Source organism: Pseudomonas sp. AGC41 (genome assembly GCF_057334555.1).
This window is the reverse complement of sequence record NZ_JBHFJB010000071.1, coordinates 1-1,305: the sequence shown is the minus strand read 5'-3', so window position 1 is coordinate 1,305 and position 1,305 is coordinate 1. Positions and strand designations below refer to the sequence as shown.

The window sequence follows — 1,305 nt, the reverse complement described above, 5'->3', positions numbered from 1 at the left end:
CCCCCCCCCCCCCCCCCCCACGTAGATATAGCCAGCCCAACGGTTTTACCGAATTTTCAGGAGTTGCAAATGGCCAAGAAACCCCGGTCTGCCACCTTTATCAACGACCCGCTCTGGTACAAGGACGCGGTGATCTATCAGGTCCACGTCAAATCCTATTTCGACTCCAACAATGACGGGATCGGCGACTTTCCCGGGCTGATCGAGAAGCTCGACTACATTGCCGACCTGGGCGTCAACACTATCTGGTTGCTGCCGTTTTATCCTTCGCCCCGGCGCGATGACGGTTACGACATCGCCGAGTACCGTGGCGTCAGCCCCGACTACGGCACCATGGCCGATGCGCGGCGCTTCATTGCCGAGGCCCACAAGCGCAACCTGCGGGTCATCACCGAGCTGGTCATCAACCACACCTCGGATCAGCATCCCTGGTTCCAGCTCGCGCGCAAAGCCAAGAAGGGCTCGAAGGCGCGGGATTTCTATGTCTGGTCGGATGACGATCACAAGTACGACGGTACGCGGATCATTTTTCTCGATACCGAGAAGTCCAACTGGACCTGGGATCCGGTCGCCGGCCAGTACTTCTGGCACCGCTTCTATTCCCACCAGCCGGACCTCAACTTCGACAACCCGCAGGTCATCAAGGCCGTGCTGTCGGTGATGCGCTACTGGCTTGACATGGGCATCGATGGCCTGCGCCTGGACGCGATTCCCTATTTGATCGAGCGCGACGGCACCAACAACGAGAATTTGCCCGAGACCCATGACGTCCTCAAGTTGATCCGCGCCGAGATCGACGCCAACTACCCCGACCGCATGCTGCTGGCCGAGGCCAATCAGTGGCCGGAAGACACCCAGCTGTATTTTGGCGATGTCGACACCCAAGGCCTCAATGGCGACGAATGTCACATGGCGTTTCACTTCCCGTTGATGCCGCGCATGTACATGGCGCTGGCCCAGGAGGATCGTTTCCCGATCACCGACATCCTGCGCCAGACGCCGGAAATTCCGGCCAATTGCCAATGGGCGATTTTCTTGCGCAACCACGATGAGCTGACCCTGGAGATGGTCACCGACAAGGAACGCGACTACCTGTGGAACTACTACGCGGCCGATCGCCGGGCGCGGATCAACCTGGGCATTCGCCGGCGCCTGGCGCCGCTGATGGAGCGCGACCGGCGCCGCGTGGAATTGCTCAACAGTTTGCTGCTGTCGATGCCTGGTACGCCGACTTTGTACTACGGCGATGAAATCGGCATGGGCGACAACATCTACCTCGGTGACCGCGACGGCGTGCGCACGCCG

At 60.2% G+C, this 1,305-nt stretch carries 1 protein-coding gene; it reads left to right on the top strand.

Features of this window, described 5'->3' with window-relative positions:
- Positions 1–69 precede the first annotated feature (69 nt).
- Positions 70–1,305, top strand: a 1,236-nt coding sequence (gene treS / locus ACE04F_RS13430; protein ID WP_486107363.1) for a maltose alpha-D-glucosyltransferase, incomplete at its 3' end; no start/stop codon positions are given.